This window comes from Fructobacillus tropaeoli (genome assembly GCF_016860625.1).
Classification (GTDB): Bacteria; Bacillota; Bacilli; order Lactobacillales; family Lactobacillaceae; genus Fructobacillus; species Fructobacillus tropaeoli.
Genome location: NZ_BOJU01000004.1, coordinates 1 through 22,338 on the forward strand (window position 1 = coordinate 1; position 22,338 = coordinate 22,338).

The following is a 22,338-nucleotide window of genomic DNA, read 5'->3' on the forward strand; positions in this document are numbered from 1 at the left end:
TCGTGTTGATGGCATAGAGGAACCACCTGTACCCATCTCGAACACAGAAGTTAAGCTCTATAGCGCCGAAAGTAGTTGCCGGAACGCTGGCTGCGAGGATAGGACGACGCGATGCCGATACATATAAAAAAGAAGGGGACTTCTTTTTTTATTTTGGACGATTAGCTCAGCTGGGAGAGCACCTGCCTTACAAGCAGGGGGTCACAGGTTCGATCCCTGTATCGTCCATTGGCGAAGGCCAAGATATGCACGCCGCGTCGGGCAATCCAGCCGACTTAGCTCAGCTGGTAGAGCACCGCTCTTGTAAAGCGGGGGTCGAAGGTTCGAATCCTTTAGTCGGCATGATTATGCGAACGTAGTTCAGAGGTAGAACATCACCTTGCCATGGTGGGGGTCGCGGGTTCGAATCCCGTCGTTCGCTTGGATGCCGGCGTGGCGGAATAGGCAGACGCACAGGACTTAAAATCCTGCGATGGAAACATCGTACCGGTTCGATCCCGGTCGCCGGCATAATGCACCTATAGCGCAATTGGATAGAGTGTCTGACTACGAATCAGAAGGTTGCAGGTTCGACTCCTGCTAGGTGCATAAGGCCCCAAAAGGTCTAGGGCGAAGAAGTCCAAAAAGAAAGCGGGACGTAGCTCAGCTTGGTAGAGCACCTGGTTTGGGACCAGGGGGTCGCAGGTTCGAATCCTGTCGTCCCGATCGCTGTGAGTACTACAGCAAAGTATCGCGGTGTAGCTCAGCTGGCTAGAGCGTTCGGTTCATACCCGAGAGGTCGAGGGTTCGATTCCCCCTGCCGCGATGACTCGAGCTGGGACCATTAGCTCAGCTGGTTAGAGCAGACGGCTCATAACCGTCCGGTCGTTGGTTCGAGTCCAACATGGTCCATGGAAGTGGATTAAAAGAACATGGAGAATTACCCAAGTCTGGCTGAAGGGAACGGTCTTGAAAACCGTCAGGTCGGGAAACCGGCGCGGGGGTTCGAATCCCCCATTCTCCTTACGGGTGTTGCCCAGAATAATATTATCGCGGGATGGAGCAGTTCGGTAGCTCGTCGGGCCCATAACCCGAAGGTCGTAGGTTCAAATCCTACTCCCGCAATTGGTCGCATGGTCTAGCTGGTTAGGACGCCTGCCTGTCACGCAGGAGATCACGGGTTCGAACCCCGTTGTGACCGTTTTCTGAAAAAAGAAAAGTTGGCTCTGTAGCTCAGTTGGTAGAGCAATGCATTGAAGCTGCATGTGTCGGCGGTTCGATTCCGTCCAGCGCCATTGGGGGAACCCAGAAAAGATGCGAATGTAGTTCAATGGTAGAATTCCAGCCTTCCAAGCTGGCTATGCGGGTTCGATTCCCGTCATTCGCTTAGGCAAGAAGCCGAAAGAAGATGGGCCATTAGCTCAGTTGGTTAGAGCGCTGTGTTGATAACGCAGAGGTCCCAGGTTCGAGTCCTGGATGGCCCATGACAAAGAAGACGTAGGTCTTCTTTTTTTGTGCAATGGGGTGTGCACACACTGTTTGCTAAGTCGCATACCGCATACGAATTGCTTCTTCGGTCTGTTACTAAGTCATGTACAGATTTTTCTGCCGATTTGGTGATTGAGCGCCACCTTATCTTGCCTTTTTCAATCAAAATAGCTATACTAAAGCTAAGCAAATATCTGTTATAAGTAGATAAACTTAGAGAGGCTCTGGTTGGTGTAAAGGGTCATATCGAAACTCCGACAGATTTACGTTAGCGAGTAATGTCGCTCGGTTTACCACCGTTATCAGGCCTCAATTGAGTGCTGCATGACTTGCAGAACTAGGGTGGTACCACGGATTGCGCTTTTTTCGTCCCTTGACTAGAGATAGTTGGATGAAAAAGCGCTTTTTATTATCCAAAAAAGGAGAGAAACCCATGTTAGATTTGAAGTACTTACGAAAGAATCAGGAAGTTGCAACACAAAAGTTAGCAGATCGTGGTGTGCAAGATGGCGTCTTAGCTGATTTATTAGCTGCAGACCAGAAGCGACGAGACGTGATTGCCAAGGTGGAAGAGCTCAAGGCTAAGCGGAATGAAGCATCTGATAAGATTGCCTTTGCTAAGCGTCAAAAAGAAGATGCCTCAGCTGCCATTCAGGAAATGCAAGCCGTTGCCAAGGAAATCAAGGACCTCGATCAAGAGTTAGAAGGCTTAGATCAAGCGGTTAAGGACCAGGCAGCACACTTGCCAAACATTGCCGAGGATGACGTGCCAGTTGGTCCTGATGAAGAAGCAAACGTTGAAGTCAGAACCTGGGAACCTGCTGATTACCAAGGCCGCCCGGTGGTTAAGACCGAAGCACCAGCCTGGTTGAAGCCTCACTATGAAATCGGTGAGGACTTGGGGATTTTGGACTTCGAACGTGGAGCCAAGGTTTCTGGTGCACGGTTCTTGTACTACGTTGGTGATGGTGCTCGTTTGGAACGAGCATTGTATAACTTCATGCTTGACCAGCATCGTGAAGAAGGTTACACCGAAATGATTACGCCAATCGTGGTGAACGATTCAGCCATGTTTGGAACTGGCCAGTATCCTAAGTTCCAAGATGATGCTTACCGGGTGGAAGGGTTGAACCAAACCTATATCCCAACGGCCGAAGTATCTTTGACAAACTACTACTCGGGAGAAACAATTCCTGCAGAGGACTTGCCAATCTCCATCACGGCTTTGTCACCATCTTTCCGAAAGGAAGCCGGTGCTGCGGGTCGTGATACGCGCGGATTAATTCGTTTGCACCAATTTAATAAGGTTGAAATGGTCAAGTTTGCCACGCCTGACCAATCCGATCAAGAATTGGAAAAGATGACAAACAATGCCGAAAATATTCTGCAAAAATTAGGTTTGCCATATCACGTGATTACGCTGTCAACGGGGGACATGGGCTTCTCCGCGGCCAAGACGCATGACTTGGAAGTTTGGTTGCCAGCCCAGGGCATGTACCGTGAAATTTCTTCTGTATCAAATACCCGTGACTTCCAGGCTCGCCGGATGCACATTACTTACCGGAATGAAGATGGTAAGTTGGAATTGGTTCACACCTTAAATGGTTCCGGTTTGGCCGTTGGTCGAACAGTGGCTGCCATCTTGGAAAACTACCAAAATGAAGATGGAACAGTAACGGTTCCAGAAGTTTTGCGTCCATATTTGGGTGGCCAAGAAACATTGCAGGCAACACCACATCATTAAAAACAACCAAGCTGTCGGCTGATTTCAGACTGCCAAGTCTGTTATTTCCACGGCTTTTTTGCTATACTAGGCTGTAGTATTCTTAAATTTTAATGAACATTTTGTGATGAAGGGAGTGTGTCCGTTTTTAACGGTCACCGATATAAGCATGGTTAATCCAGTCCGTAAACTTTACGACAATTCAAAGCGTCAATTAAAAAAGATTGAAAAGGTTGCTGACCAGGTAGAGTCATACGCAGATACGGTTGCTGCCCTGTCTGATGAAGCCTTGCAAAAGAAGACGCAAGACTTTCAAATTCAAATTCAAGCATCTTTAGCTGGCAAGACAACTTCAGCTGAAAAGCAAAAGGCAACGGCAAAAGAGCTTGACGCCCTTTTGCCTGAAGCCTTCGCGGTGGCAAGAGAAGGTGCTAAGCGTGTCTTGGGCCTTTATCCATACCGAGTACAAATCATGGGTGCCATCGTTTTGCATGGTGGAAACCTAGCCGAAATGAAGACCGGTGAAGGAAAGACATTAACGGCCACAATGGCAGTTTATTTGAACGCATTGGCCGGCCAAGGTGTCCACGTTGTGACGGTGAACGATTACCTTTCAAAGCGTGATGCGGAACAGATGGGTCAACTCTATAACTGGTTGGGTCTGACTGTTGGTGTGAACGTTGGTGATGCGGCTCCTGATGAAAAGCGGGCTGCTTACGACGCTGATATCACTTATTCAACAAACTTTAATATTGGTTTTGACTACCTCCGTGATAACATGGTTACTCGGGCAGAAGACCGCGTGATGCAACGTGGTTTGAACTACGCTTTAATTGATGAAGCGGATTCAATTTTGATTGATACGGCACGAACACCATTGATCATTTCTGGTCCTGGTTCAGGGGTTTCACCTTTGTACCAACAGGTTGACCGATTTGTTAAGACCTTAACTCGTGACGAAGACTATAAGGTCGATGAAGAAAGCAAGAATACTTCACTCACGAGTGAAGGAATCAAGAATGCTGAAGTCTTCTTTAACTTGGATAACTTGTACGATGCGCAAAACACAGCTTTGACTCACCACGTGGATCAGGCTTTGCGTGCCAACTTCAACTACTTGAACGATAAGGATTATGTTGTTCAGGAAGGTGAAGTTAAGTTGATTGATCAGTCAACGGGTCGTATTTCAGAAGGGACTCGTTTGTCTGATGGTTTGCACCAGGCCATCGAAGCTAAAGAAGGCGTCGAGGTTCGTGAAGAAAATAAGTCAATGGCTCAAATTACGTACCAGAACCTCTTCCGGATGTACAAGAAGTTATCTGGTATGACTGGAACGGCCAAGACGGAAGAAGAAGAATTACGCGAAATCTATAACATGGAAGTCGTTGAAATTCCAACCAACCGGCCAATCCAACGTGAGGACTTGCCTGATTTGCTCTACCCATCATTGAAGACTAAGTTTAATGCGGTTATCAATAAGGTAGCGGAATTGCACAAGAAGGGCCAACCCGTCTTGTTGGGAACAGGTTCAGTTGAATCTTCTGAATTGGTGGCGAAGTTGTTGACGGCGCACAAGATTCCACATAACGTCTTGAATGCCAAGAACAACGAGAAAGAAGCCGAAATTATCGCCAATGCGGGTCAACGTGGTGCCGTCACGGTGGCAACGAACATGGCCGGTCGTGGAACTGATATCAAATTAGGCCCTGGCATCGATGATTTGGGTGGCTTGGCCGTGATTGCCACGGAACGTCACGAATCACGTCGAATTGATAACCAGCTGCGTGGTCGTGCTGGTCGTCAGGGAGACCACGGATCTTCACAATTCTTCTTGTCATTGCAAGATGATTTGATGATTCGTTTCGGTGCCGAGCGAGTGCGGACGATGCTGCAACGAATGAACATGGACGATGAAGACACGGTGATTACTCACCGCTGGATTACGCGTTCGGTTGAATCAGCTCAAAAGCGAGTTGAAGGAAACAACTACGATACTCGTAAGAACGTCTTGCAGTATGATGATGTTGTTCGTGAGCAGCGTGAGCTGATTTATCGTGAACGTGACCAAGTTTTGGACGAAAAGAAGAGCTTGGATGATGTTTTGTTGCCAATGGTTAAGCGGACAATCAACCGTGTGGTTGATGCCCAAACGCCTGGTAAGGATCAAAAGGAATGGGATTTGGATGCCCTTTCTGCCTTTGTAGAAACGTCATTAACATCTAAGGACCTCGGTGCTGTTCGTTTGCAAAACTTGAACCGCCAAGAAATCAAGGACCGTTTGTACCAGTTGGCCCTTGATAACCTGGCTGAAAAGAAGCAAGACTTGCAGGAAGCAGAACAATTGTTGGCCTTCGAGCGCATTGTTATCTTGCGAACAGTTGACCAACACTGGACAGACCATATTGATGCCTTGGATCGTTTGCGCCAAGGAGTCGGCTTGCGTGGTTACGGCCAGTTAAACCCATTGGTGGAGTATCAAAACGAAGCCTTTGCAAACTTTAATCGAATGATTGCTGATATCGAATACGATGCTACCCGGACCTTTATGAAGGCCGAGATTCGTACGAACTTAACAGCGTAAACAAAAAGCGAACGCTCAGTTCGCTTTTCTTATGTGGGAGGACCCGCCATGGAAACAGTGGCAGCCAAACAGGCGCTAACAGCCATCCAAGAGGATATCGAACGTTTTGCCAAAACGTTGGATTTGGATGCGCTAACAGAAGAAATTGCTGATTTTGAATACCAAATGACAGAACCGGGCTTTTGGGATGACCAAGAAAAGGCCCAGGGAATCATTGAACAAAGCAATGTATTGAAAAATCGGCGTGATTCTTTCTTGAACCTATCCGAACAGGCTGATGAAATTGAGGTCTTAATCGAGATGGTGGAAGAAGACCCCGATGATGAAGACAGCCAAGAAGAATTAACCAACTTGGTTGAAAAGACGCAAAAAGATGTTGAGGCCTATAACCTGGAGCAATTGTTGACGGGTGAATACGATGCCAACAATGCCATTTTGGAAATTCATCCTGGTTCTGGTGGAACCGAGTCAACCGACTGGGGAGCCAACTTGTACCGGATGTATACTCGTTGGGCTTCAGCCCATGACTTTAAGGTTGATGTTTTGGATTATCATGCCGGTGATGAAGCTGGGATTGATTCAGCGACCTTGAAGATTACTGGCCACAATGCCTACGGCTTTTTGCGGTCTGAAAAGGGTGTTCACCGCTTTGTTCGAATTTCGCCTTTTGATTCTGCTGGCCGTCGGCACACTTCTTTCGTTTCCGTTGATGTGATGCCGGAATTGGACGACAGTATTGAAGTCGAAGTTCGCGATGATGACATTAAGATGGATGTCTTCCGTTCCGGTGGAGCGGGAGGACAGAACGTTAACAAGGTTTCAACGGGTGTCCGTTTGACCCACGAACCAACAGGAATCGTTGTTTCTTCAACCGTTGAACGAACACAATATGGTAACCGTGATTACGCCATGCGCCTCTTGAAGGGAAAACTCTATCAGTTAGAGTTGGAGAAGAAGGAAGCGGAACGGGCGGCCTTGTCCGGGGAAAAGATGGAAAACGGCTGGGGATCTCAGATTCGTTCTTATGTAATGCACCCTTATCAGATGGTCAAAGACCACCGGACCAATTACGAAAGTAACCAACCACAAGAAGTTTTGGATGGCGATTTAGACCCATTGATTAATGCTTATCTCCAATGGCAACTAAGTCTGAAGAATCCAGATTAAAACACAGAAAAGAAAACCAGGAATATCCTTGGTTTTCTTTTTCTTATTTCAGAATTATTTCCGAAAAAATAAACTTGCGTTATAATATGTACCAATATCGGATTTGACATTCCCCGTTATGATATAAGGAGGGAAAATGGAAAACAAGTATACTAGTTCTGCAGAAAACGTCTTGTCATTGGCACAAGACCAAGCAAAGTATTTTCAACACCGTGCCGTTGGGACGGAACACCTACTCCTAGCCTTGTCTTTGGAACAAGCGGGCGTGGCGGCTAAAGTTTTGGCTGAATTTAACGTCAATAGTGACAAAATCAAAGAGGAAATCGAGCGGTTTACGGGCTATGGGATGGACCAGGATGCCAACCAGGAATCCTACTTGCCATACTCACCCAAGGCGGCTTCGATTTTGAAGTGGGCCGCTGATCAAGCGGATTTGATGGGGCAGGCTGAAGTGGGAACGGAGCACTTACTCCTGTCACTGCTCCAGGATTCAAGCATCTTGTCATCACGCATTTTGATTGGTTTAGACGTCAACTTGAAAGACATGAACAAGGCAATTTTGCGGCGCCTGGGCGTAACTGATTTACGCAAACAGGCCAAACAGCAGAAAGCCAAGGAGTTGGGCACGCCCACTTTGGATAAATTAGCTCGGGACATGACCGAAGTTGCCAAAGCTGGTAACTTGGATCCCGTCATCGGTCGCGATACTGAGGTCCGGCGTGTTGTCCAAATTTTGTCTCGGCGGACAAAGAACAATCCTGTCTTAGTTGGTGAACCAGGTGTTGGAAAGACTGCGATTGCCGAAGGATTGGCCCAGCGCATTGTGGCCGGTTTGGTGCCGGATTCTTTGAAGAAAAAGCGCCTGATGGCCTTGGATATGGGGTCATTGGTCGCGGGTACCAAGTACCGTGGTGAATTTGAAAGCCGATTGAAGCAAGTTATCGAAGAAATTGAGGCGGATGGGCATGTGATCCTCTTTGTTGATGAATTGCATACCCTTGTTGGTGCCGGTGGCGCTGAGGGCGCCATTGATGCGGCCAACATCTTAAAGCCTGCTCTTGCCCGTGGCGATTTGCAAATGTTGGGTGCGACTACCTTTGATGAGTACCAACAATACATTGAGTCTGATGCCGCCTTGGAACGCCGTTTTGCCCAGGTAACGATTAATGAACCGTCAACGGCCGAAGCAATTACCATCTTGAACGGGATCAAAAAGAAGTTCGAGAACTTCCACCAGGTTGATATCGAGCCAGAAGCTGTTGAAGCAGCTGTTAACCTATCATCACGGTATATTACCGGCCGGTTTTTGCCTGATAAGGCCATCGATTTAATGGATGAAGCGGCAGCAAAGGTGCGGATTGACGATGTTGATCGGGCAACACCGCTCCACAAGGACCGGATTGAACTGGTCAAGATTCAAAAGGCCAAGGATGAGGCCATTGCCGCAATGGACTTTGAAAAGGCTGCTGATTTGCGCTTGAAGGAAATGAGCTTGCGGAAGAAGATTGACCGCGCTTTGCTTCGCAAGGAAAAGAAGCAAGAAAAGGACCAAAGCTTTGGTTTGAAGGTGACGCCGGCCAATATTGCCCAAGTCATTTCTCAACAAACCGGGGTACCGTTGACTCAGGTTGAAAAATCAGAATCCGATCATTTGGTGAACTTGGAAAAGGAATTGGGTAAGCGCGTTATCGGTCAGAAAAAGGCGATTTCAGCGATTTCCCGTGCCATCCGTCGTTCACGGTCAGGTCTGTCTGATCCGAACCGCCCAATTGGAACTTTCCTATTTTTGGGCCCAACTGGTGTTGGTAAAACCGAGTTAGCCAAGGCTCTGTCCGAAATCATGTTTGGTTCGGAAGACAATATGATTCGGGTTGATATGTCCGAGTATCAGGAACAGTATTCTGCCTCACGACTGATTGGTTCAGCTCCTGGTTATGTTGGTTATGACCAAGGTGGGCAATTAACGGAGCAGGTCCGTAACCATCCTTATTCCATTATTCTTTTGGATGAGGTGGAAAAGGCCCACCCAGACATCTTTAATTTGATGTTGCAGGTCTTTGATGATGGCTTTTTGACGGATGCGAAGGGCCGGAAGGTCAACTTCCGCAATACCGTGATTATCATGACCTCGAACTTGGGTGCAACTCGGTTGCGAGACGAGAAGATGCTTGGCTTTGGCTCAACTGATTTGAAAAATGATGACCAGGCCGTGGCCAAAAAGATTCGCGAGACGGTTAAGGAAACTTTCCGCCCAGAATTTATCAACCGAATCGATGAGGTCTTGGTCTTTGATGCATTAACCAAGGACGAGGTTCGACAAATTGTGCGCTTGATGACCAAGTCATTGCTCCGCCGAGTAGCAGAGCAAGGCATTAAGGTTAAGATGACGATGGCTGCAATCGATGCCATCGCTGACGCTGGCTATGACCGCGAATACGGTGCAAGGCCAGTTCGGCGGGTTATCCAGACCGAGGTTGAGGACCGGCTTTCAGAGGCGCTTCTAGACGGTGAAATTACCACGGAAGATGTTGTTACGATTGGTGCCCAACACGGTCAAATTAAGTTAAAGATTAAGAAATGCGAAATGCCTGAAAAAAAGGGCGAACTCGTTAAGGAATAGCACGACAAATGGCCACCAGAGTGGTAACAATCTGGTAGCCCGCGTGCATAGAGCTAGCAAAAACGAGCTTTTGATAACAGAGGTTAAGCCCCCAGGGTTTGACCTCTGTTTTTGTGTCAGCAAGTGCCTGAATCGCTGCCAGTCCTATGTTAAGAGAGGGCTAAGCAGTCCGGCCAAAACGAAACCGACAAACAAGAAGGGGATGAAGGGCAGGCGTCTTTGCTGATTTTCTTGTTGAAACGCTAAATAAATCAGCGCAGTGGTACTGGAAAAAAGTAAGAAAAGGGGGAAGGCCTGCTCGGTTAGAACAAAAAAGCCGATTGCTAAGACTGGTATGTCACCTGATCCGAGAAAATCACGGTATGTCAACCATAGGACTAAAATAATCAAAGCAGTGAGAAGCCAACCGTTATAGGGGTAATGACCGAATGAAATTAAGACGGCAACCCACAGCCAGGCTAACCATGCTGAGCAGGTCATGGTGGACCAATCTTCCTTGGCTAAATAAAGTAAAAGGTATGCAGAACCAAGAACCCACAGGTTATTCTGGTGAAAGAGAACTGTGAGGAAAAGCGGCAGAATTCCTTCAAGGATCGCCAGTAATTGCCAGTTGGCAAAGTGGTGTTTGCAGTAACGACAGCGTCCCCTCAAAAACCAAGCCGAGAAAACGGGGATGAGGTCATGCCAAAACAGAATGTGGTGACAACTGAAACAATATGAGCGTTTTGTCCACAGAAAAAGATTTTGACTGGACCGGTCGGCCAGGCAAAAAATCAGTGAGACGATGATTAAGTTTGTTAAATATAGTAAAATGTTAGTCATAGGGAGTTAGACGAAAGTCGACCCTAAAAATTAAAATCGGCCCTTAAAAACTAGCAAAAAGCCCTTGACATTAGCTCTAAACCTGCTATTATATTCAACGTGCTTTTAAGTCATTAGTCCTTTTGCGCGGGTAAAACCGGCAAAAGGCCTGTGTAAAGGCAAGTCGAAGCAGGACTTCCAGGAGCACTTTTGTTTATGAACAAAAATGATACGCCTGGAACTGTGAAAAAACAAGAATGAAGGAGTATAGTAGGATGCCTACAATTAACCAATTGGTTCGTAAGTCACGTAAGTCTCAAGCGACTAAGTCAAAGTCACCAGCCTTGAACTTCGGCTACAACTCAATGAAGAAGAAGGCAACAAACAATGTTGCCCCACAAAAGCGTGGAGTTGCGACTCGTGTCGGAACTTTGACACCAAAGAAGCCTAACTCAGCTTTGCGTAAGTACGCTCGTGTACGTTTGTCAAACTTGTACGAAGTTACTGCTTACATCCCAGGTATTGGTCACAACTTGCAAGAACACTCGGTTGTTTTGATCCGTGGTGGTCGTGTTAAGGATTTGCCTGGTGTGCGTTATCACGTTATTCGTGGAGCCTTGGATACTGCCGGTGTTGACGGCCGTATGACTTCACGTTCAAAGTATGGAACGAAAGCTCCTAAGAAGTAAGGAAAGGACAACTCATGCCACGTAAAGGTTATACGAAGCGTCAGGAAGTTTTGCCTGACCCAATTTACAATTCAAAGTTAGTTTCACGTTTGATCAACAAGTTGATGGTTGATGGAAAACGCGGAACTGCTTCAACTATCTTGTATGCAGCTTTTGACCGCATCAAGGAAACTACTGGTAACGAACCATTGGAAGTTTTCGAACAAGCAATGGAAAACATCATGCCAGTTTTGGAAGTTAAGGCCCGCCGTGTTGGTGGATCTAACTACCAGGTGCCAATCGAAGTTCGTCCAGACCGTCGGACTACTTTGGGCTTGCGTTGGTTGGTAAATTACGCTCGTTTGCGTAACGAACACACAATGGAAGAACGTTTGGCTAAGGAAATTATTGACGCAGCCAACGAAAACGGTGCTTCTGTTAAGAAGCGTGAAGACACACACAAGATGGCTGAAGCCAACCGTGCCTTCGCACACTACCGTTGGTAGGATTTTCGTAAAAGTGGACTTTGGTTCGCTTTTACGGGCCTACTAATAGGCTCATAATTTTTAAAAAAGCGAACAAATATTGCTCGCTTTTTGTTGCAACTAGGATAAAAAATTAGGAGATCATCATGGCAAAGCGTGAATACCCGCTTGATCACACTCGTAATATCGGTATCATGGCCCACATCGATGCCGGTAAGACGACGACGACAGAACGAATCTTGTACTATACAGGTAAGATTCACAAAATTGGTGAAACACACGATGGTGCTTCACAAATGGACTTCATGGAACAGGAAAAGGAACGTGGAATCACGATCCAATCAGCCGCTACTACTGCTGTTTGGCGTGGATTCTTCGACCAATACGAAAAGAACCCATTCCGTGTTAACATCATCGATACTCCAGGTCACGTTGACTTTACAATCGAAGTTGAACGTGCCTTGCGTGTCTTGGATGGTGCCGTAGCCGTGTTGGATGGTGCTGCTGGTGTTGAACCACAGACTGAAACTGTTTGGCACCAAGCTACTACTTATAACGTTCCCCGGATTGTTTTCGTTAACAAGATGGACAAGTTGGGTGCTGATTTTGAAATGTCAGTTAACTCAATGCACGAACGTTTGCAAGTTAACGCTGAAGCTATTCAATGGCCAATTGGTGCAGAAGATGACTTCGAAGCCGTTATTGACTTGATTGAACAAAAGGCTTACTACCCAACTGATGACTTGGGTTCAACTTGGGAACCACGCGAAATCCCAGCTGACTACCAAGACATCGTTTCAACAAAGCGCGAAACTTTGATTGAAGCCGTTGCGGATGTTGACGAAGAATTGATGGAAAAGTACCTTGAAGGTGAAGAAATTTCTATCGATGAATTGAAGGCTGCTATTCGTCGTGCCACATTGAATTTGGAATTCTATCCTGTTTTGGCTGGTTCAGCCTACAAGGATAAAGGTGTTCAAATGATGTTGGATGCCGTTGTTGATTACTTGCCAGGTCCTCTAGAAGTTCGTCCTTATGTCGCAACTGACCCTAAGACTGATGAAGAAGTTGACTTGGTTGCCGATGACTCAAAGCCATTTGCTGCCTTGGCCTTCAAGATCATGACGGATCCATTCGTTGGTCGTTTGACATTTATGCGTGTTTATACTGGTACTTTGCAATCAGGTTCATACGTACAAAACACTTCTTCAGATACTCGTGAACGTGTTGGTCGTTTGCTCCAAATGCACGCTACTTCACGTACTGAAATTGAAGAAGTCTTCTCAGGTGATATCGCTGCTGCGATCGGTTTGAAGAACACAACTACCGGTGACTCTTTGACTGCTGTTGATCACCCATTGGTTTTGGAATCAATGGAATTCCCAGAACCAGTTATCGAATTGGCCATCGAACCAAAGACAAAGGCCGACCAAGACAAGTTGGCTACTGCTTTGCAGAAGTTGGCTGAAGAAGATCCTTCATTCCGTGCCACAACTAACCAGGAAACTGGTGATACTTTGATCGCCGGAATGGGTGAATTGCAGTTGGACATCATGGTTGACCGTATGAAGCGTGAATTCAACGTTGAAGCCACTGTTGGTGCCCCACAAGTTGCCTACCGTGAAGCCTTCACGAAGGACGTTAAGGCGCGTGGATTCTTCAAGCGTCAGTCTGGTGGTAAGGGACAATATGGTGATGTTTGGATTGAATTCTCACCAAACGAAGAAGGTGCTGGCTTCGAATTCGAAGATGCCATCGTCGGTGGTGTTGTTCCTCGTGAATACATCCCTTCAGTTGAAGCAGGTTTGAAGGATGCCTTGAACGCTGGTCCTTTGGCAGGCTTCCCATTGGTTGACTTGAAGGCCAAGTTGTACGATGGTTCTTACCACGATGTCGATTCTTCTGAAGCTGCCTTTAAGATTGCCGCTTCATTGGCTTTGAAGGAAGCTTCAAAGACTGCCGGTGCCGTTATTTTGGAACCAATCATGGCTGTTGATATCGTTGTTCCTGAAGAAAACCTTGGTGATGTGATGGGACACGTTTCTGCACGTCGTGGTTTGATTGAAGGACAAGAAAACCGTGGACCTGTTTTGGCTGTTAAGGCACAAGTGCCTTTGTCAGAAATGTTTGGTTATGCAACGACTTTGCGTTCAGCTACGCAAGGACGTGGTACTTTCCAGATGGTCTTCGACCACTATCAAGCCGTTCCTAAGAACGTTCAAGAAGAAATTATCAAAGCACAAGGTAAGGAAGCTTAATTGCTTCTTTCACTCATTGTCTGAAAACCAGGTTGCTGCGGCAGCCTGGTTTTTTGTTTCCGATAAAATTTTAAAGTTTGGTCTGTTGTCTCATTTGTTGTAAGATGGTGACAATAATGATTGGAGAAGTAACATGGTTGAAAAGATGCCAATTCTTGAATTTTCCAAGGTCGCCTTATCTTTTGGCGATACGGAAGTATTAAAGGAAATTGACCTGGTCTTAGAACCAGGAAAGTTTTATACCTTATTGGGCCCATCCGGTTCCGGAAAGTCGACGATTTTGAAACTGATTTCTGGTCAGTTACAGGCAGATGCGGGCAAAATCTTTTTTGAGGGCCAGGTCATCAATGATGTGCCGGCTGAAAAACGACGGGTCAACACGGTTTTTCAGAATTATTCCCTCTTTCCAAATATGAATGTCTTTGATAACGTGGCCTTTGGTCCGCGCTTAAAGAAGATGGCCGAAAAGGACATTCAAGACAAGGTCAAGGAAATGTTGGGCTTGGTCAAGTTGTCAGGCTTTGAACGCCGGGAAATCAGCGAACTTTCAGGTGGGCAGCAACAGCGTGTGGCCATTGCCCGTGCTTTGGCTAACGACCCAGAGGTCCTCCTCTTGGATGAGCCGCTGTCGGCCTTGGACTATAAGTTGCGTAAAGAATTGCAGCAGGAATTACGTAATATCCAAAAGCGCCTGGGGATTACCTTCGTTTTCGTGACACACGACCAAGAAGAAGCCCTGGCGATGTCGGATTGGATTTTTGTCATGCATGATGGCTTAATCCAACAAAATGGGACCCCAGAAGACATTTACGATGAACCGATTAATCACTTTGTTGCTGATTTTATTGGGGAAACTAATATCGTGCCCGGAATTATGAAACATGATTACCTGGTTCACTTTGTCGGTAAGGATTTTGAAAACGTTGATGCTGGTATGCGGCCAAACGAACGGGTGGAAGTGGTCTTGCGGCCAGAAGACTTGGATTTGACTGATCCCGCTAATGGTAAATTAGTGGTCACCATCCAAGACCAACTTTTCCGTGGGGACTACTACGAGATTACGGCCGTTGATGATGACATGAATACCTGGCAGGTCCAGGCGACCAACCCAGCGACCGTTGGTGCTCGGGTTGGCCTGACCTTTGACCCTGAAGATATTCACATTATGCGCTACAACGAAAGTGAAGCTGCCTTTGATGCCCGGCTGGAATCCTACGATGAAGAAGAGGCCGAAGCGGCTTTGCAAGCTGCTAAGGATGATCAGTCACAATCGGGAGGACAAGGCTAATGGCACTGTCTTTTAAAAAACAAAAGCAGGGCTTTACCTCTGCTTATATGGGAATTTATGGCCTGTGGCTCTTAGGCTTTGTGGTGTTACCACTCTTTTTGCTCCTCTTTGAGTCTTTACAGGACCAAAACCACCACTTTACACTGGCGAACTACCAAGCCTTTTTCATTTCGGGTTCCTATTTGGCCATGACCTTTAATTCAATCTGGTACGCCTTTTTGATTACTGTGATTACACTGGTCTTTGCCTATCCAACCGCTTATTTTTTGACAACGCTGAAAAATAAGCAGTTTTGGCTGTTGTTAGTCATATTGCCAACCTGGATTAACTTATTGCTCAAGACCTACGCCTTTATTGGTTTGTTAGGGCAGGGGGGACTAGTCAATTCGACTTTGACGGTGGTTGGTTTTCACCCCATGCAGTTACTGTTTACCGATTGGTCCTTTCTTTTGGTGGCGGCTTACGTGGAGTTGCCCTTCATGATTTTACCGATTTTTAATGCCTTAAATGATATCGATCCATTGTTGACGGCTGCTAGTCGCGACCTTGGGGCCAATTCTTGGCAAACTTTGAAAAAAGTAATCTGGCCCTTATCAATGCCTGGGGTAAAAGCCGGCATTCAAGCGGTCTTTATCCCCAGTTTGTCACTCTTTATGATTACCCGTCTGATTGGTGGTAACCGAGTGATTACTTTAGGAACAGCAATCGAAGAGCATTTCTTAGTGACTCAAAACTGGGCCTTTGGATCGACGATTGGTGTCATCCTAATCGTAGCGATGGTGATTACGATGCTCTTAACACAGGATAAGCAGAAGGGAGGTCGGCCATGAAAAAAATCAGAACCCCATATTTGATTGTGATGTTTTTGATTCTTTACCTGCCAATTTTGTACCTTGTCTTCTATTCCTTTAATGCGGGAACAACGATGCAGGGCTTTGCCGGCTTCTCCTTTAAGCACTACGGCGAACTGTGGCAGGATACCCGCCTAATCGATATTGTTTTTGAAACGGGAATTGTGGCCTTGCTATCCTCCTTATTAGCAACCATTATTGGAACACTGGGTGCATTGGCAATTTTTCGTGTTCACCGGCGAGCGGTTAAAGGGGCTTTGCTTTCCCTGAACAACGTTCTACTGGTTTCGCCTGATGTCATCATTGGGGCGGCGTTCTTAATTCTCTTTACGACCTTTAAGTTCTCGCTTGGCTTTGTCACGGTTTTGTTGGCCCATGTCGCTTTCTCAATTCCAATTGTGGTTTTGATGGTCTTGCCCCGGTTGCAAGAAATGAACCCGGACTTGGTCTTGGCCGCCCAGGACTTAGGGGCTCGGCCAACCCAGGTCTTGGGGCAGGTCACCATTCCGGCGATTACGCCAGGGATTGTGGCGGGCTTTTTTATGGCCTTGACCTATTCATTGGATGACTTTGCCGTGACCTTTTTTGTCACTGGAAACGGTTTTTCCACTTTGGCTGTCGAAATCTACTCACGAGCTCGCCAGGGGGTTTCATTGGAAATTAATGCTTTGTCGGCACTGATTTTCCTCTTTTCTCTGGTAATTGCCGTGGCCTACTACTTTATTAACCGGTTAAATCAGCGCCAAAAGGCTCCGGAACTAAGGGAGAAGGTTAAATGAAAAAAGTTTTCTTAAGTATTTTAGCCATATTACTGGTTGTTGTTGGCCTGGTGGCCGGGAAGGCTGTCTTTGATAATAGCCGCAAGGATGAGGTGACGGGCGAAAAAGTCCTAAACTTCTATAATTGGGGTGACTATATCGATCCTGATTTGCTGACAAAGTTTACCAAGGAGACTGGCTACAAGGTGAACTATCAGACCTTTGACTCGAACGAGGCCATGTACACCAAGATTAAGCAGGGTGGGACAAACTATGATTTAACGGTCCCATCCGATTACATGGTGGACAAGATGGCCCAGGAAGGCTTGTTGGCGCCATTAGACAAGTCCAAGATTACGGGGATGAACAACATTGATTCACGCTTCTTAAATCAGACCTTTGATCCGCACAACAAATACTCCGTTCCATACTTCTGGGGGACGCTAGGGATTCTCTATAATAAGAAGAAGGTTAGTGCTGATCAGATTGATACCTGGTCGAAGCTGTGGTCACCACAATTCAAGAAGCAAATTATGTTAGTCGATTCAGCCCGTGATATTTTGGGGATGACCCTGATTTCCCAAGGTAAGTCCGTTAACGATCAGAATGTTGCGGATTTGGCAGCGGCTAAGGGGAAGTTAGATACTTTGATGCCAAACGTCAAAGCTATTGTGGCCGACGAGTTAAAGATTTATATGGCCCAGGGAGAAGCTAGCATCGGGGTGACTTACTCTGGTGAAGCTGCTCAGGCAATGTCGCAAAACTCGGACTTGGCCTATCTGGTACCTAAAGATGGTTCGAACGAATGGTTTGATAACTTGGTAATCCCAAAGAATGCCAAGCACAAGGATGCGGCCTATGCCTTGATTAACTTCTTAAATAAGCCGGAGAACGCTAAGCAAAATGCCGAATACGTTGGCTATGCAACGGCAAACAAGGGCGCCTATGCGCTGTTACCGGCTGATGAAAAGTCTGATTCGGCCTTTTATCCATCCGCTGCCACTTTGGACCGGTTGCAGGTTTATCAAACCTTCAACCAAGAGTGGACACAACGCTATAATGACGCTTTCCTAGAATTCAAAATTTCACGACCATCATAAAATGAATAGTTTTACTGATTTTTTGATGGGAGAAATCCGCATGAGTGGTTAGAACCAAGGATTTTTGTTAAAATTAATGAATATGGTAAAAAATGATTGCTGATTCTAAACGAAAAGAATTTGGCAAAAAAATAAAATAAATCAGTAGAAACCCTTGCTAGTCAAGGGTTTTTCTGTTAATATATTCAAGTACGCCTTTTGGGGTTGCCGATGCAAACCCCTCAAAAAGACTGGTGTATTAACGTTTAGCGATGATGATTAAGGTTGCGACACGCGCGGCCGCGTTGCCAAGGGCGCGCAAAACACCGCAAAAAGGTGTTGTCGGTTTTTGATCGGAGTTAGCTGATTTACAAAATCAACGAGGAGGCACGAAAATGGCACAAAAGAAGATCCGTATCCGCTTGAAGGCATACGAACACCGTATCTTGGACCAATCAGCAGACAAGATTGTTGAAACAGCAAAGCGTACTGGCGCAGAAATCGCCGGTCCTATTCCTTTGCCTACTGAACGGACATTGTACACGGTGCTTAGTTCACCCCACAAGTACAAGGATGCTCGTGAACAGTTCGAAATGCGAACTCACAAGCGTTTGGTCGACATTGTGAACCCTACTGACAAGACAGTTGACGCATTGCGTAAGCTTGAATTGCCAGCTGGTGTTGCAATCGAAATCAAGCTCTAATTTAAAGTACCACCCCGCTAGATAAAATAGTTTAGCGATGAAATGAAGGAGATTAGTCATGACTAAAGGTATCTTAGGCCGTAAAGTCGGTATGACTCAGGTTTTTACTGAATCTGGTGAATTGATCGCCGTGACTGCTGTTGAAGCTACTCCAAACGTTGTTTTGCAAGTTAAGACGCAAGCAACTGATGGATACAACGCTTTGCAGTTGGGTTACCAAGACAAGCGCGAGATTTTGTCAAACAAACCTGAACAAGGCCACGTTGCAAAAGCCAACACAGCCCCTAAGCGCTACATTCGTGAAGTCCGTGATGCGGAAGGCGAATACAGCGTTGGGGATGCAATTGCTGTTGACACTTTCCAAGCCGGTGAATATGTTGATGTTACCGGTATTACTAAGGGACACGGTTTCCAAGGTGCTATCAAGCGCTTGGGTCAATCACGTGGTCCTATGAGTCACGGTTCTCGTTACCACCGTCGCCCAGGTTCAATGGGTGCCATCATCAACCGGGTATTTAAGGGTAAGCTCTTGCCTGGTCGTATGGGTAACCAGAAGCGGACAATGCAAAACATTGCGATTGTTCACGTTGATGTTGAAAACAACTTGTTGTTGTTGAAGGGAAACGTTCCTGGAGCAAACAAGTCACTTTTGACAATCAAGTCAACTGTTAAGACAAATGCTAAGCACCCTGAAGTGAAGATGGCCGGCGCAAAGCCAGCTGCTGAAGCTCAGGCTGAAGAAGCTTAATACTTTATAGAAAGGAGAACAATCAATCATGACAAAAGTTGCTGTATTAAAGCAAGATGGTTCAAAGGCTGCTGACTTGGACTTAAACGAAGCAGTTTTCGCCGTTGAACCAAACAATGCTGTGATTACTGACGCAGTTTTGATGCAACGCGCATCAATGCGTCAGGGAACGCATGCGGTTAAGAACCGTTCCGCTGTTTCTGGTGGTGGTCGTAAGCCATGGAAGCAAAAGGGAACTGGTCGTGCCCGTCAAGGTTCTATCCGCGCGCCACAATGGCGTGGTGGTGGAATCGTATTCGGTCCAACCCCACGTTCTTACTCTTACCGGATCAACAAGAAGGCTTATCAATTAGCCTTGAAGTCAGCTTTGTCACAAAAGTTGGCTGACAACAAGTTGGTCGTAGTTGATGCTTTGGCATTTGATGAAGCTAAGACAAAGAACTTCAAGGAAGTTTTGGCAAACTTGGCTGTTGATTCAAAGGCCTTGGTAATCGTTGATGAAGGTAACCAAAACGCTTTGTTGTCAGCTCGTAACTTGGCAAACGTTCAAGTGATGACAACAAACGGTATCAACGTCTTGGACGTTGTTAACGCTGATAAGCTGGTGGTTGTTCAAGCAGCGATCGAAGAAATCCAAGGAGGTCTCGCCTAATGGATGCACGCGATATTATCCGCCGCCCAATCATTACCGAAGCTTCAATGGCGCAAACAGAAATGAAGCGTTACGTATTTGAAGTTGATGTTCGGGCTACTAAGCCAGAAATCAAGCGTGCTATCGAAGAAATCTTCGATGTACAAGTTGCACGTTTGAATACCGCAAATGTTCGCGGTAAGAAGAAGCGTCAAGGACGTTATGTTGGATTCACTCGTAAGATGAAGAAGGCTATCGTTACTTTGAAGGCTGACTCAAAAGATATTCAAATCTTTAACGAAGGTTAATTTTTAATAGGAGGATAAGACATTGGCTATCAAGAAATACAAGCCAACCTCTAACGGACGTCGTAACATGACGACTTCTGATTTTGCAGAAATCACGAAGTCAACGCCCGAAAAGAGTTTGTTGGCAAAGAAGTCAAAGACCGGTGCGCGTAACGCACAAGGTCGCATGACAGTTCGCCACAAGGCTGGTGGACACAAGCAAGCCTACCGTATTATTGACTTTAAGCGTACAAAGGACGACAAGTTCGCAACGGTTAAGGCAATCGAATACGATCCAAACCGTACGGCTAACATCGCCTTGCTCGTTTATGAAGACGGTATCAAGGCCTACATCTTGGCGCCTAAGGGACTTAAGGTTGGCGATAAGGTTCAATCTGGTCCTGATGCCGACATTAAGGTCGGTAATGCCTTGCCATTGAGTGCTATTCCTGAAGGTACTTTGATTCACAACATCGAATTGAAGAACGGTAAGGGTGGCCAATTGGCACGTTCCGCTGGAGCTTCTGCTCAAATCTTGGGACGTGATGGTAAGTACACTATCGTTCGTTTGACTTCAGGTGAAGTACGTTTGGTTTTGAGCACTAATCGCGCCACTATCGGTGAAGTTGGTAACTCAGAACATTCATTGATCAACTGGGGTAAGGCCGGACGTAACCGTTGGCGTGGAAAGCGTCCTCACGTTCGTGGTTCTGTAATGAACCCTAACGATCACCCACACGGTGGTGGTGAAGGAAAGGCCCCTGTTGGTCGTCCAAGTCCACTTTCTCCATGGGGTAAGAAGACTGCTGGTAAGAAGACTCGCGATAAGAAGAAGAACTCAACAAAGTTCATCGTTCGCGGTCGGAAGAGTAAGTAAGGGAAGGAGATAACTAATGGCTCGTAGTTTGAAAAAGGGACCATTTGCGGACCCACACTTGCTTAAGAAGATTGAGGCCCAAGCGGACCAAGAAAAGAAGTCAGTGATCAAGACATGGTCACGTCGCTCAACAATTTTCCCAAGTTTTATCGGATTTACAATTGCAGTCTATGATGGCCGCAAGCACGTTCCAGTTTATGTCCAAGACGACATGGTTGGTCACAAGTTAGGTGAATTTGTGCCAACTCGTACGTTCAAGGGTCACAAGAACGACGATAAGAAGACTAAGTAAGGAGGAAATGAAAAATGGCTGAACAAGTAACATCAGCTCGGGCGACCGCCAAGATCGTTCGCGTTGCCCCTCGTAAGGCGCGCTTAGTTCTTGACACGATTCGTCGGAAGAATGTCAACGAAGCATTCGCAATTTTGAAGTTCCTGCCTAATACTTCTACTGAAGATATTTATAAGGTTTTGAACTCAGCAGTTGCTAACGCTGAAAACAACTTTTCACTTGACCGTGAAGATTTGATCGTTAAGGAAGCATTTGCCAACGAAGGACCAACGCTTAAGCGTTTCCGTCCTCGTGCCAAGGGTTCTGCTTCTGCAATTAACAAGCGCACAAGCCACATCACAATTGTGGTTGCTGAGAAGGAGGAAAAGTAATGGGTCAAAAGATTAACCCAACTGGCTTCCGTGTCGGTGTCATCCGTGACTGGGATGCGAAGTGGTTTGCTGACAAAGCAGACTTTTCTAACCAACTTCTTGAAGACTTGCGTATTCGTAAGTACATCGAAGAGAACTTGACGGACGCTTCAGTTGATCGCGTAGAAATCGAACGCTCAACTAAGTCACGTATCGATTTGACTTTGCACACTGCCAAGCCAGGAATGGTTATTGGTAAGGGTGGTTCCGAAGTTGAAAAGTTGCGGACTCAATTAGCTAAGTTGACGAATGTTGACGAACGTGGACGTCACAAGCGCGTCTTCATCAACATCGTTGAAATTAAGAAGCCTGATTTGTCAGCTCACTTGGTGGGCTTGCAAGTTGCAGGTGATTTGGAACGTCGTATCGCTTTCCGTCGTGCAATGCGTGGTGCTATCCAACGTGCCCGCCGTGCCGGTGCTAAGGGAATCAAGATTGTTGTTTCAGGTCGTTTGAACGGGGCAGATATGTCACGTATCGAACAGTATACTGAAGGAACTGTTCCACTCCACACACTTCGTGCAGACATTGACTACTCATGGGACGAAGCAGCTACTGCTTACGGAAACTTGGGTATCAAGACTTGGATCTACCGTGGTGATGTGTTGCCAAAGAAGAAGAACAAGTAAGGAGGGAAGCAGAC

20 protein-coding genes, 14 tRNA genes, 1 rRNA gene and 1 pseudogene are annotated in these 22,338 nt (G+C 46.4%); 34 read left to right on the forward strand and 2 right to left on the reverse strand.

What is annotated here, in order from left to right; genetic code table 11:
* From rrf to FT12353_RS05630, 19 genes are all read left to right on the forward strand, one after another.
* Positions 1 to 115 (forward strand): 5S ribosomal RNA (gene rrf / locus FT12353_RS05540); the annotation flags it as partial.
* Between the two features lie 40 nt (positions 116 to 155).
* A tRNA-Val gene (locus FT12353_RS05545) sits at positions 156 to 228 on the forward strand.
* 41 nt (positions 229 to 269) lie between these two features.
* A tRNA-Thr gene (locus FT12353_RS05550) sits at positions 270 to 342 on the forward strand.
* Between the two features lie 7 nt (positions 343 to 349).
* A tRNA-Gly gene (locus FT12353_RS05555) sits at positions 350 to 421 on the forward strand.
* A 5-nt stretch (positions 422 to 426) separates the two neighbouring features.
* Positions 427 to 510, forward strand: a tRNA-Leu gene (locus tag FT12353_RS05560).
* Positions 511 to 514: 4 nt separating this feature from the next.
* Positions 515 to 588, forward strand: a tRNA-Arg gene (locus tag FT12353_RS05565).
* 43 nt (positions 589 to 631) lie between these two features.
* A tRNA-Pro gene (locus tag FT12353_RS05570) sits at positions 632 to 705 on the forward strand.
* A gap of 26 nt (positions 706 to 731) precedes the next feature.
* Positions 732 to 805: transfer RNA gene (locus FT12353_RS05575), tRNA-Met, on the forward strand.
* 12 nt (positions 806 to 817) lie between these two features.
* A tRNA-Ile gene (locus FT12353_RS05580) sits at positions 818 to 891 on the forward strand.
* 22 nt (positions 892 to 913) lie between these two features.
* A tRNA-Ser gene (locus FT12353_RS05585) sits at positions 914 to 1,003 on the forward strand.
* Between the two features lie 27 nt (positions 1,004 to 1,030).
* Positions 1,031 to 1,104 (forward strand) — tRNA-Met (locus FT12353_RS05590).
* A gap of 2 nt (positions 1,105 to 1,106) precedes the next feature.
* Positions 1,107 to 1,180 (forward strand) — tRNA-Asp (locus FT12353_RS05595).
* Between the two features lie 21 nt (positions 1,181 to 1,201).
* Positions 1,202 to 1,274 (forward strand) — tRNA-Phe (locus FT12353_RS05600).
* A gap of 21 nt (positions 1,275 to 1,295) precedes the next feature.
* Positions 1,296 to 1,366 (forward strand) — tRNA-Gly (locus tag FT12353_RS05605).
* Positions 1,367 to 1,389: 23 nt separating this feature from the next.
* Positions 1,390 to 1,463, forward strand: a tRNA-Ile gene (locus FT12353_RS05610).
* Between the two features lie 437 nt (positions 1,464 to 1,900).
* Entirely contained in the window at positions 1,901 to 3,211 is a 1,311-nt protein-coding gene (gene serS / locus FT12353_RS05615; RefSeq protein WP_059393932.1) for a serine--tRNA ligase, read from the forward strand.
* A 148-nt stretch (positions 3,212 to 3,359) separates the two neighbouring features.
* Positions 3,360 to 5,771: a preprotein translocase subunit SecA gene (gene secA, locus FT12353_RS05620; protein ID WP_203619013.1), complete on the forward strand. Its 2,412-nt coding sequence runs from the start codon at positions 3,360 to 3,362 to the stop codon at positions 5,769 to 5,771.
* A gap of 48 nt (positions 5,772 to 5,819) precedes the next feature.
* Positions 5,820 to 6,938: a peptide chain release factor 2 gene (gene prfB / locus FT12353_RS05625; protein WP_059393930.1), complete on the forward strand. Its 1,119-nt coding sequence runs from the start codon at positions 5,820 to 5,822 to the stop codon at positions 6,936 to 6,938.
* A gap of 136 nt (positions 6,939 to 7,074) precedes the next feature.
* Positions 7,075 to 9,558, forward strand: a complete 2,484-nt coding sequence (locus tag FT12353_RS05630; RefSeq protein WP_059393929.1) for an ATP-dependent Clp protease ATP-binding subunit — start codon at positions 7,075 to 7,077, stop codon at positions 9,556 to 9,558.
* Between the two features lie 144 nt (positions 9,559 to 9,702).
* On the opposite strand, the gene FT12353_RS08535 is transcribed toward FT12353_RS05630, so the two are convergent.
* The gene (locus tag FT12353_RS08535; protein ID WP_239061186.1) at positions 9,703 to 10,038 is read right to left on the reverse strand and encodes an A24 family peptidase; all 336 of its coding nucleotides are present in this window, start codon (positions 10,036 to 10,038) and stop codon (positions 9,703 to 9,705) included.
* A gap of 108 nt (positions 10,039 to 10,146) precedes the next feature.
* Positions 10,147 to 10,380 (reverse strand): annotated as a pseudogene (locus tag FT12353_RS08655) (prepilin peptidase); the annotation flags it as partial.
* A gap of 254 nt (positions 10,381 to 10,634) precedes the next feature.
* Between FT12353_RS08655 and rpsL the strand changes: the two are divergent.
* From rpsL to rpsC, 15 genes are all read left to right on the forward strand, one after another.
* Positions 10,635 to 11,048, forward strand: coding sequence for a 30S ribosomal protein S12 (gene rpsL / locus FT12353_RS05640; RefSeq protein WP_047975034.1), 414 nt, complete (start codon positions 10,635 to 10,637; stop codon positions 11,046 to 11,048).
* A 14-nt stretch (positions 11,049 to 11,062) separates the two neighbouring features.
* Complete coding sequence (gene rpsG, locus FT12353_RS05645; RefSeq protein ID WP_047975033.1) at positions 11,063 to 11,533, forward strand: 30S ribosomal protein S7; 471 nt, start codon at positions 11,063 to 11,065, stop codon at positions 11,531 to 11,533.
* 125 nt (positions 11,534 to 11,658) lie between these two features.
* Entirely contained in the window at positions 11,659 to 13,770 is a 2,112-nt protein-coding gene (gene fusA, locus FT12353_RS05650) for an elongation factor G (protein ID WP_059393928.1), read from the forward strand.
* Positions 13,771 to 13,903: 133 nt separating this feature from the next.
* Complete coding sequence (locus FT12353_RS05655; RefSeq protein WP_059393927.1) at positions 13,904 to 15,058, forward strand: ABC transporter ATP-binding protein; 1,155 nt, start codon at positions 13,904 to 13,906, stop codon at positions 15,056 to 15,058.
* A complete protein-coding gene (locus FT12353_RS05660; protein ID WP_203619016.1) occupies positions 15,058 to 15,888 on the forward strand; it encodes an ABC transporter permease in 831 nt (276 codons plus the stop codon). The genes FT12353_RS05655 and FT12353_RS05660 overlap by 1 nt, the downstream gene beginning before the upstream one ends.
* A complete protein-coding gene (locus FT12353_RS05665; protein WP_059393925.1) occupies positions 15,885 to 16,688 on the forward strand; it encodes an ABC transporter permease in 804 nt (267 codons plus the stop codon). The genes FT12353_RS05660 and FT12353_RS05665 overlap by 4 nt, the downstream gene beginning before the upstream one ends.
* Positions 16,685 to 17,767, forward strand: coding sequence for an ABC transporter substrate-binding protein (locus FT12353_RS05670; protein WP_203619018.1), 1,083 nt, complete (start codon positions 16,685 to 16,687; stop codon positions 17,765 to 17,767). Before FT12353_RS05665 ends, FT12353_RS05670 begins: the two co-directional genes overlap by 4 nt.
* A 374-nt stretch (positions 17,768 to 18,141) precedes the next feature.
* The gene (gene rpsJ / locus FT12353_RS05675) at positions 18,142 to 18,450 is read left to right on the forward strand and encodes a 30S ribosomal protein S10 (RefSeq protein ID WP_047975027.1); all 309 of its coding nucleotides are present in this window, start codon (positions 18,142 to 18,144) and stop codon (positions 18,448 to 18,450) included.
* Positions 18,451 to 18,508: 58 nt separating this feature from the next.
* On the forward strand, positions 18,509 to 19,198 hold the full coding sequence (gene rplC, locus FT12353_RS05680) for a 50S ribosomal protein L3 (protein WP_047975026.1): 690 nt from the start codon (positions 18,509 to 18,511) through the stop codon (positions 19,196 to 19,198).
* 28 nt (positions 19,199 to 19,226) lie between these two features.
* Positions 19,227 to 19,850, forward strand: a complete 624-nt coding sequence (gene rplD, locus FT12353_RS05685; protein WP_047975025.1) for a 50S ribosomal protein L4 — start codon at positions 19,227 to 19,229, stop codon at positions 19,848 to 19,850.
* On the forward strand, positions 19,850 to 20,137 hold the full coding sequence (gene rplW, locus FT12353_RS05690) for a 50S ribosomal protein L23 (RefSeq protein ID WP_047975024.1): 288 nt from the start codon (positions 19,850 to 19,852) through the stop codon (positions 20,135 to 20,137). The genes rplD and rplW overlap by 1 nt, the downstream gene beginning before the upstream one ends.
* Before the next feature lie 22 nt (positions 20,138 to 20,159).
* Positions 20,160 to 20,993 (forward strand): 50S ribosomal protein L2, encoded by an 834-nt coding sequence (gene rplB, locus FT12353_RS05695; protein ID WP_047975023.1) that lies wholly within the window; start codon positions 20,160 to 20,162, stop codon positions 20,991 to 20,993.
* 16 nt (positions 20,994 to 21,009) lie between these two features.
* Positions 21,010 to 21,285, forward strand: coding sequence for a 30S ribosomal protein S19 (gene rpsS, locus FT12353_RS05700; RefSeq protein ID WP_047975022.1), 276 nt, complete (start codon positions 21,010 to 21,012; stop codon positions 21,283 to 21,285).
* Positions 21,286 to 21,299: 14 nt separating this feature from the next.
* Positions 21,300 to 21,656 carry a 50S ribosomal protein L22 gene (gene rplV / locus FT12353_RS05705; RefSeq protein ID WP_010691186.1) on the forward strand — a complete coding sequence of 119 codons (357 nt, stop codon included), beginning with the start codon at positions 21,300 to 21,302 and terminating at the stop codon, positions 21,654 to 21,656.
* Positions 21,656 to 22,324 carry a 30S ribosomal protein S3 gene (gene rpsC, locus FT12353_RS05710; RefSeq protein WP_047975021.1) on the forward strand — a complete coding sequence of 223 codons (669 nt, stop codon included), beginning with the start codon at positions 21,656 to 21,658 and terminating at the stop codon, positions 22,322 to 22,324. Before rplV ends, rpsC begins: the two co-directional genes overlap by 1 nt.
* The last annotated feature ends 14 nt before the right edge of the window (positions 22,325 to 22,338 follow it).